Raw genomic sequence first — 4,284 nt, 5'->3', positions numbered from 1 at the left:
GGGTTTAGGCACCTGCGACGCCCGCCTTCAGGCTGAGGAACAGGGTCACAGTATTCGGGAAACCGAAATCGCCAAGCTTCTTGTCGACGTCGAGCAAGTTGCCGGCCTCATCCTTGAATTCCCAATTCTCGGCTGGTTGGGCGACATTCTGCGTGTTCTCAAGGGCTTTGGTACGAATGACGTGAAGCGGCTGGTTGGGATTGGCTTCGACCTGCGTGGGCTGGCCGTTCACCACCACCGTGATCTCGATCTTGCCCGGTCCGCCGCCGTGATTATCGCCCTTACCCGAATCCTTCGACATTGTCCTACTCCTGTGGCTTGCCAACCGCCCCACGCCCTGGCACCCACCTGCGAGTGAGACCGGCGGTCTTCAATCGTTCACCCGGCGCCACGGCCGCGAGTACGCGAAAGACAGGGGATAAGCTACCGAATCGGTGCTTGCCTTCTTTTATGGGTGACTTGAGCCGCAAGTAAATGGTCTCAAATTGCTCCTCACAACTATAATCGATTAGAGCAATGCGAAAATATTGGCGACACGCCTATTCATCTGCTCTCTCACTCGCCTGCTCCGTGCTCGGCAAGGGGAGCTTTGATCTGCGTCACGCGTCCCCAAGCAGCTGATTGCGCCGGCAGCGCCATAGGAACCGTCGTTCAGAGTCTTCACCACTCAAGCACCCGCATGGATGCATGCCGACGCTCGTCTCCACAAAACAGCGCAAGTGGTGCCTTGTTGGATAAGGTCGCCTCGTACCTGGTGCAGCATCTCTCGGAACGCATGCCGCTGCGAGACCAGGCCTCATCATCGCGTCACATAGGAGCTGAAGCTTTCCGGATCGGGTATCCAATCGGCATCCAGTTGCTCGGCGATATGGTTGAATTCTGCCCTCAGGACAAGAGTGAGTAGAGCAGCCCCGCTACGAAAATCCCATCCTGGTTCGTTTGACGCATCGACTATTCAGATTGATTGGCGTGATACCCGGCGCGGCCGCAACACGCGAGGCCGTCAACCGCTGAGCAGAAAACCAGCCTTCGCCTTCCGCGGCGGCGGACCTCGTCAGCCTCTCGAAAGCTTGCCTGAGTAGGTTGCTCATGTGATCTGTGGAAGTGAGGATAGCGTGCACCCGTACAAACTAGACATTCATCGTGGCAGCTTGGCTGCAGGTGCAGCACGCCGTACCGCACGAGCAAGCGGACAGGCCGGCCAAGCCGGTTTTGAGCAGCACTTGGGCGAACTGCAGGCGGCGGACGAGTTGATGGGTGCGCCAGGCGAGGAGGTCCTCGTCAATGGCTCGCATGGTAAAGGTGAGTTGAGACCAACGAAGAGGCAGAGGATCCAAAGCAATCTGCAGCATGCTGTCACTGAGCGGCAACCAGGTGAGGTTGGCAACTCAGGCGCTCGCGTGATGATGCAACTCCCCACCCATCAGGTGGGTACATCGGAACGGGAGGCGCAACTTGTGATGCAGGGGGACGAGCACGAATACACCCCAGCACCGCATCTCGACGGGTCGATGCCCTCGACAGTGCAGCCGGATCGTCCAATTGTGGTCCCCGACGGTGCCGACAAGCGTCCTGTTTATTCCAACGATGCCACCGCCATCGAAGGGCTGAAGTCAGCACTCCTTGCGGGTAAAGCCAGGCCGGACACGGTCACTCGCAGCACAAATTCTCTTTTCGGCTTTAGTCGTTGGCTCTTTCAAAACAACAAGCCAGGGCTTGCTGCTCGGCTTTACCATCCGTCGCTGAGCCAGGATCTCGAGGAGTACGAGAGTAGGGGTGGTTCCTCCACCGTGGCTGGCGCACTGCGTCAATTGATGAAGTCGATGGGCGGAGCCGGCCCGATTGTGGGTCGCGCTGTCCTGAACCCCCATCCTGACGACGCCGCGCTCACCAGACATTTCAGATCCGCGAGCGGCTACGCAACTGCTCTTAACCATTTCAGTCATTACCTACGTCAAAATGACAAGCTCGGAATTGCGGGTCGCATTTACGATAAATCGCTGGATAAAGATGTTGAGAGCTACAAGGCCGCCTCCTCTAATGGTGGAGCTCCGATCGAATCTGCGCTGGTTTATCTCCGCAAGAACCCGCCGCGCGTTATACTCGGGAATCATCTGGAAAACGCGGTCAGCATGGAGGCTCGTCCCCGTGGCGACGCTGCTCAGCATACCGCACCACAGCAGGGATTCGATTGGCCAGAGGAGCTCCTGCCGGTAGGTTATAAGGAGGGCACCGATCTACCATTGTCTCTCGCCCCAACCGCGCACCAACACCAAGCGCCCGACTTTGGAGAGGCCGTCCCTCACTTGAACTGGCGCCACGGCGACCAGGGCGCCCCGGAGGAGCTGGTAGCTGCACGGGACAGGAGCAGCCCGCTGCCAAGCGAGGCGGTGCCACATAAATCTGGACGGGGACTCGCTACGCAGCCCAGATTGTGGGCGGAGAAATCCGCCTCGCCAGAGCTCTTTCGACGGCGGGCGGAGCAGGCTCTGCCGGCGTCCGCCAGAGGTGTGGAGACATCCTCCGCGGTTGATGAAGCCGCGCAGGCCGCTCGCCAAGCTTTGGCTTGGTTGCAGCAGGAGATGGAGGGGATCGAACCGATGCAGGATCCTCATAAGGTGGCTACACCGGAATGTGAGGCGCAGCTCGTCAGGCAGAGGGATGAGCACGAATCCACCCCAGCACCGCATCCCGGAGGTGGTGGGTCGATGCCCTCGACAGTGCAGCCGGATCGTCCAATTGTAGTCCCCGACGGTGCCGACAAGCGTCCTGTCTATTCCAACGATGCGACCGCTATCGAAGGGCTGAGGGCAGCATTCCACGCGGGTAAGGCCAAAGCGAACACGGTCACTTACAATGTAAATTCTCTTTTCGGCTTTAGTCGGTGGCTCCTTCAAAACAACAAGCCAGGGTTTGCTGCTCGGCTTTACCATTCGTCGCTGGATCAGGATCTCAAGGAGTACGAGAGTACGGGTGGTTCCTCCACCGTGGCTGGCGCACTGCGTTACCTCAAGAAGTCGACAGGCGGAGCCCAGATTATGGCTCGCCCTGTCGTGATCCCCTATCCTGACGATGCCGAGCTCATTAGAAATTACAGAGCCGCTTCGACCAAGGAGTACCTGGCAGCGCCTGCGACCGGACGGAATCCAGATACCGTGGGCGGCTATACAAATTTTCTTAGACATTTTAGTCAGTACCTGCGTCAAAATAACAAGCTTGGGATTGCGGCTCGGATTCACGACAAATCGCTGGATAAAGATGTTGAGAGCTTCAAGGCTGTCTCCTATGGTAATAGGCTAAGTATCAGTTCTGCATTGGCTCACCTCCGGGATATCCTGCCGCGCATTGTGCTCGGGCGCGAAACTGTCCTTTCTGCTCATCCGGCAGACGCAGTCACCAGGCGCGTTGGGGCCGCTGCTGAAGCTGGGCCAGCGGCACCGGCAAGAGCTCCCCAACCCGCCTCGCCAGCAACCGCTAGGCTGCCAGGCACCTACCGCGGCCTTCCACTGGTTGATGTGACCACACTGACTACCAGTTCCTCTGGGGCTCAGATCGGGGCGCTCGATCCGACAGCCCCGTCCAACGTTGCAACGGGGCGGGTGCTCGGCGCCGCCGAATGGCTGAGCGACGCCCATATCCAGAGAGATTACAATTTGCTGGAGGGGCAACTGCAGGGGATCAATCCGGCGCTCGCTGCCCGGACTCGGCTGGTGGATCCTTCCGTATCCCATCTACTGCGACACACGTCGCCGCAAGACGCTCGAGGCATATTGCAGTCCATCTATAATCAAAACAACGCCACAGCCGACTTCCTGTTCTTGCCAGTGAATAATGGCACGGCTACTAGCCCCGGCACCCATTGGTCGCTGCTGCTCGTTGATCGCCGCGACCCGGAAAGGCGGTTCGCCTATCACTACGACTCCCTCCAGCGAGAGGGATATAACGACGTGCCTGCAAAACAGCTCGCAGGACTGCTGAATGCCACCTTGGCGCCAGCCCCCATGGCCAGACAGACGAACCATTATGATTGCGGCGTATTTGTCCTGGAGGGCACGTGGGCGCTGGTTGAACGATTGGTGAAAGGGCAGCGGCCAGACCACGAGCCGCTGCCCCTCGACAACCTCGTTGCCGATCGGCAGGCGCTGCAAGACCGGCTAAGGAGGCGCTTGCCGCACGAGGAAGAGCCGCGGCAGCTGCTGGAGGATGAACCCGCCTCCCCACCGATGATGGCATTCGAGCCAGGGGAACTGCGGCAACTGTTGGAAGACGAGCCTGCCTCCCCAC

2 protein-coding genes are annotated in these 4,284 nt (G+C 59.2%); one reads left to right on the top strand and one right to left on the bottom strand.

Going from position 1 to position 4,284, the window contains the following annotated elements:
- Positions 1 to 4: 4 nt before the first annotated feature.
- A complete protein-coding gene (locus EOA75_RS29660) occupies positions 5 to 301 on the bottom strand; it encodes a DUF2604 domain-containing protein (RefSeq protein WP_024505654.1) in 297 nt (98 codons plus the stop codon).
- Positions 302 to 1,223: 922 nt separating this feature from the next.
- Between EOA75_RS29660 and EOA75_RS29655 the strand changes: the two genes are divergently transcribed.
- Positions 1,224 to 4,284: Ulp1 family isopeptidase (locus EOA75_RS29655; protein ID WP_245466777.1), on the top strand; the 3,061-nt coding region annotated here is incomplete at its 3' end.

The sequence above is a fragment of the Mesorhizobium sp. M1A.F.Ca.IN.022.07.1.1 genome, assembly GCF_003997575.1.
Taxonomy (GTDB): Bacteria; Pseudomonadota; Alphaproteobacteria; order Rhizobiales; family Rhizobiaceae; genus Mesorhizobium.
The sequence above is the reverse complement of the archived record's forward strand: the minus strand, read 5'-3'. Positions and strand labels throughout refer to the sequence as shown.